Below are 5,506 nucleotides of genomic sequence, written 5' to 3'. Positions count from 1 at the left end.
GGCGCTCGCCCGGCGCTTCCAGCCGGTCTTCGTCTCCGAGCCCTCGGTCGAGGACACGGTGTCGATCCTGCGCGGCCTCAAGGAGAAATACGAGCAGCATCACCGGGTGCGGGTCACCGACGGCGCCATCGTCGCGGCCGCGACGCTGTCGAACCGCTACATCACCGACCGCTTCCTGCCCGACAAGGCCATCGACCTCGTCGACGAGGCGGCGGCGCGCCTGCGCATGCAGGTCGATTCCAAGCCCGAGGAGCTCGACGAGATCGACCGGCGCGCCCTGCAGCTCAGGATCGAGCAGGAAGCCCTGAAGAAGGAGAGCGACGCCGCCTCGAAGGATCGGCTCGGCCGCCTGGAGAAGGAGCTCGCCGAGCTCGATCAGCGCTCGGCCGAGCTCACCACCCGCTGGAAGGCGGAGAAGGACAAGCTCGGCCATGCGGCCGAGCTGAAGAAGAAGCTCGACGAAGCGCGCAACGACCTCGTCAATGCCCAGCGCCGCGGCGAATATCAGCGCGCCGGCGAGCTCACCTATGGCGTCATCCCGCAGTTGGAGAAGGAGCTGGCCGAGACCGAGGCAGCCGGCGAGAAGGCCGGCATGGTCGAGGAGGCCGTCACCGCCGACCACGTGGCGCAGGTCGTGTCGCGCTGGACCGGCGTGCCGGTCGACCGCATGCTGGAGGGCGAGAAGGACAAGCTCCTGCGCATGGAGGACGTGCTGGCCCAGCGCGTCGTCGGCCAGGGCGAGGCGGTGAAGGCGGTCTCGACCGCGGTCCGGCGCGCCCGCGCCGGCCTGCAGGACCCGAACCGGCCGATCGGCTCCTTCATCTTCCTCGGGCCCACCGGCGTCGGCAAGACCGAGCTGACCAAGGCGCTCGCCGCCTTCCTGTTCGACGACGATTCGGCGCTGCTGCGCGTCGACATGTCGGAATACATGGAGAAGCACTCGGTCGCCCGGCTGATCGGCGCGCCGCCCGGCTATGTCGGCTATGACGAGGGCGGGGCGCTGACCGAGGCGGTGCGGCGCCGGCCCTATCAGGTCGTGCTGTTCGACGAGATCGAGAAGGCGCATCCGGATGTCTTCAACATCCTCCTGCAGGTGCTCGACGACGGGCGGCTCACGGACGGGCAGGGGCGGACGGTCGACTTCCGCAACACCCTGATCGTCATGACCTCGAACCTGGGGGCGGAGTACCTGGTGAACCAGCCGGAAGGCCAGGACTCCGAAGCGGTGCGCGAGGAGGTGATGGCGGTGGTGCGCGCGCATTTCCGCCCCGAGTTCCTCAACCGGGTCGACGAGATCATCCTGTTCCACCGCCTGCGGCGCGAGCAGATGGGGACGATCGTCGACATCCAGATGGCGCGGCTGCAGAAGCTCCTGGACGAGCGCAAGATCACGCTCGCGCTCGACGACGCGGCGCGGCGCTTCCTCGCCGACAAGGGCTACGACCCCGCCTATGGCGCCCGCCCGCTGAAGCGCGTCATCCAGAAGCTGGTGCAGGATCCGCTGGCCGAGATGATCCTCGCCGGCGACGTGCGCGACGGCGACCGGCTGCCGATCTCGGCCTCGGGCTCCGGCCTGATCATCGGCGAGCGCGCGGTCAGCGCCGCCGCGTGAGCCGCCGCCACGAGAGGGCAGGGGGCGGGCTTCGGCCCGCCTCTTTTCTGCCTCAGGATTCAACGGATCCGTGTGCGGTGGACGCTGCGTCAACCGATTGTTAAGGCTAATGATCGCTTAATCCCGTCAGCATCGGCGAACGAGGGACGGGGGACGACATGGCGATCGTCGGAAGCAAGGTCTTGCTGCTGGCCCTCTGCGGTTCGGCGCTGGCGGCCGGCGCGGCCCGTGCCGCCGACTTCGACGGCGACGTGCTGCGCGGCACGGATACTGCCTGGACCTCGGACACCAGCGTCGAGGTCGGCCTGCGCGCCTGGTACAGCACCGGCAAGCTCGCCAAGAAGCTCTACACCCAGCCGGCCTATGGCAGGCAGCTCCTGTCGCGCCTCACCTATGACGGTCTCGACGCCTATGGCGGCGAAGCCTACGGCCGCGTCGAGCAGGACGACTATTTCCTCAAGGGCTATGTCGGCCTCGGCCGCATCGGCAGCGGCTCGCTGCGGGACGAGGATTTCGAGCCCTTCATCTCGCCCTATTCCAGCACCGACAGCAAGCAGAAGGACGGGACGCTCAACTATGTCAGCGCCGATTTCGGCTACAACCTGATCAAGGAGCCGACCTACAAGATCGGCATCTTCGCCGGCGTCCACTATCTCGACGAGAAGGTGAATGCCTATGGCTGCACGCAGACCGCCACCAATCCCGATGTCTGCGCGCCCGGCGACGTGCTCTCCGGGGTGCTCGCCATCACCGAGCAGGCGCGATGGACCTCGGCGCGCGTCGGCGTCAACGCCGAAGTGCTGCTGTTCGACCGGCTGAGGCTCGGCCTCGACGCGGCCTGGGTGCCCTACACGTCCTTCTCCGGCGTCGACCACCACTGGCTGCGCACCGACATCAAGACCGACATCCAGGAGAATGGCGACGGCCGCAACGGCGTCCAGCTCGAGGCCACGGCCGCCTATCAGCTGACCGACGACTGGAGCATCGGCGCGGGCGTGCGCTACTGGCGCATGACCGCCGATGCCGACGCCAAGTTCGGCGTGCCCGTCTCCTCCACCACCTATGCCTATGTGAAGGAGCCCGAGACCTTCGTCACCGAGCGCTTCGGCGCCTTCCTGCAGAGCTCCTACAAGTTCGGCCTCTGACGCCGGCCGGGTCAGGTCCCCTTCGTGGCCGACGCCGCTTCGGCGACCGGTGCCTTGTTCATCATCGCGTCGAGGCGGGCGCGCTCCTGCCGGAACTCGGCCAGCAGGTCGCCGCTGAGCTCGCGGCCCTGCGGCAGCTTGATGCGCATCGGGTCGACGAAATTGCCGTTGATCTTCACTTCGTAGTGGCAGTGCGGCCCGGTGGACAGGCCCGATGAGCCGAGGAAGCCGATGACCTGTCCGAGCTTGACCTTCACCCCGGGCTCGATGCCGCGAGCGAAGCCCTGCATGTGCGAATAGGTGGTGAGATAGCCGTTGGCGTGCTGGATCTCGATGTGCCGGCCATAGCCGTTCTGCCAGCCCGCCTTGACGATGGTGCCGTTGCCGGTGGCCAGGATCGGCGTGCCGACCTTGTCGGCCCAGTCGACGCCGGTGTGCATCTTGTAATAGCCGAGAATCGGATGGCGGCGCAGGCCGAAGGTCGAGCGCATCTCGCCGCCGTTGATCGGCTTGCGCATCAGGAACTTGCGCGCGGAGCGCCCCTGCTCGTCGTAATAGTCGACCTGCCCGTCGTCCGGGCTGACGAAGCGATAATAGCGCTTCATGTCGCCGTCGATGCTCAGCGAGGTGTAGAGGATGTCGCCCAGCGGCTTGCCGCTCTCGTCCTGCTCGTAGAACACCTCGAAATTGTCGCCGGGGCGGGTGCGGCGGCTGAGGTCGACGTCGTAGGCGTAGATCCGCATCAGCGCGTCGATCAGATCCGACGGCACCTGCTGCTTGAGCGCCGTCTCGTAGATCGAATCATAGAGCCGGATGCCGCCGACCCGGTCGCCGCCGCCGTCGTCGGTGTCGGCATTGGCGACCTCGGTCGTGTCGGGATCGGCGACGGTGACATAGTCGCCGTTGTCGGACAGGGCGACGGTGCCCAGATGCTGGTCGGCGTTGTAGACCGAGACCCGCACGGGCCGGACACGGTTCTTGTCGTCGGGCATGGGCTCGACCAGGACGCGCACGCGCTGGCCCTCGTTGAGGCTCGCCGCATCGCCCAGGAGCTTGCCGATCGCCAGCCCGTCCTCGTCGCCGGCCCCGAGCGTCTTGAGCAGGGCGGCGAGCGTGCCGGCCTGCTGCACCGTGATGGTGCGCTCGCTGCTCCCGCCGCCCGTCGTGGTGCTGGTCTTGCCGACGTCGGTGACGTTCTCCGGGACGATCGACACTTCCAGCGCCGAGGCGGTGTCGACCCCCTCCACCCCGTAGGGGATGGCCACCGAGGACAGGCCCGTGTCGCTCACGCCGAGGGCGAGGAGCTGCGGCGGGATGGTGATCGACACCGCGCTCGCCTCGAACGAGGCCTGCTCGCGTACCAGGCCGCGGATCTGCTCGTCGGTGAGCGTCAGGCCGGCATCGGCCTCCACCTTCACGCCCGCCAGGTCGCGGGTGGCGACGCTGACCTCGCCGTCGTCCTCGACCAGGGCCGAGACCGCCGCCGGCTCCGGATTGGCCGCGGCGATGATCTGCAGGGGATTGTATTTCGGCACCTTGTCGGCGAGGTCGCCGGCCACGAGCGCCAGGTTGGCCATGACGCGGGCGAAGGGCTTGACCTTGATCACGTCCTTCTCGCCGACCTTGGTGGTGGTCGAGACCCGGATCACCTGATGGGCGGCCACCGTATCGGTCTGGGTCAGGATGCGGTCCGACTTGCGGCCGGCATTGCTGCCGCTGTCCGACGTCGCCGCGCCGTCGCGCGCCGGCACGGGCGCGGCGAGCGGCGCCCGTGCGAAGCTGTACTCGCCGTCGAGTGCTGCATAGACCGCGCCGCCCATCAGGGTGGCGCCGAACAGGCCGGTGAGGATGGTGCCGGTCAGCCAGCGGATGCTGACGCGCCGCCGGTCCGGCGCGCGGTCTTCGTCGAAGGCCAGTGGCGGCTCTCTGCCTGGGTCGACCGATCCGAATCGGTCCGCCCGGGACTCCGGCCGCACGATCTCCCGAGCCTCCTGGGCGAAGCTTCTCGTTTGCAAACCGTCCGATCCCACTTCCGACGCGCCGCCGCCCGGCGTCGGCTGCACGGACGGTGCCCCAGCCTGCCGCCGAGGTCAATCGCGCCCGCGTCTGTCCCGCGTGAAGCCCTTAAGAGCGAGCAATAGGGCCGAAGTGGGGCCGCTGCGCCGGGGGGGGCGGCAGCGGCGGGACCGGCCGCGCGGCCGGCGCAGCGGCCTCTCGTCCTGCCCGCGAGGACGGTTCGTCCTGCCCGCGAGGACGGCCGGCGGACCCCGGCGCGGACGGGATCTGTGGCACCCGGGCGTGTGGACAACGGAGAAATCGAGCAGGGCCAAATATTTAGCCGCAGTATCGTCGCGAGTTGTCCACAGACGTCGCCGGGGTGTCACCGGTCTGTCAAAAAAACGAAAAACCCCTGTTGACAGGGCGAGGGCCAGGACCCTATATCAGCGTCATCAACGACGGCGTCGCCGCCAGCCACTGGCGAGCGAGGCCGCGGCTTCGGTTTTTCTCCTCTGTGCCTTAGGCCCACCCGGCCTTACTGGTCGGGCGGAGAGGTCGTCGCCGGGTGGATTGGGGATGGTTATGCTGTCCCACGCTGTTTGACAATTGCATCGGAAGAAAGAGAAACGCAGGCGACGAGGTCCTTGCGGGCCGCTCGAGAGGGCGGCCGGATGGAACTTCGACGTACTGACGTTTTGAGAGCGTTATGGCATCTGCGTGAGCAGATGCGGAATGCGCTCCGTCAATTCGT

Annotated in this window: 3 protein-coding genes; 2 read left to right on the top strand and 1 reads right to left on the bottom strand. The window is 68.2% G+C overall.

The window, feature by feature from the left end:
- Window positions 1-1,612: AAA family ATPase (locus tag QO011_RS42250; protein WP_307286708.1), on the top strand; the 1,612-nt coding region annotated here is incomplete at its 5' end.
- Between the two features lie 158 nt (window positions 1,613-1,770).
- Window positions 1,771-2,757: an omptin family outer membrane protease gene (locus QO011_RS42245; RefSeq protein WP_307286706.1), complete on the top strand. Its 987-nt coding sequence runs from the start codon at window positions 1,771-1,773 to the stop codon at window positions 2,755-2,757.
- Between the two features lie 11 nt (window positions 2,758-2,768).
- Here QO011_RS42245 and QO011_RS42240 read toward each other — a convergent pair whose 3' ends face one another.
- Window positions 2,769-4,733, bottom strand: a complete 1,965-nt coding sequence (locus tag QO011_RS42240) for a M23 family metallopeptidase (protein ID WP_307286704.1) — start codon at window positions 4,731-4,733, stop codon at window positions 2,769-2,771.
- Window positions 4,734-5,506 lie beyond the last annotated feature (773 nt).

Source organism: Labrys wisconsinensis (genome assembly GCF_030814995.1).
GTDB classification, from domain to species: Bacteria; Pseudomonadota; Alphaproteobacteria; order Rhizobiales; family Labraceae; genus Labrys; species Labrys wisconsinensis.
The sequence above is the reverse complement of the archived record's forward strand: the minus strand, read 5'-3'. Positions and strand labels throughout refer to the sequence as shown.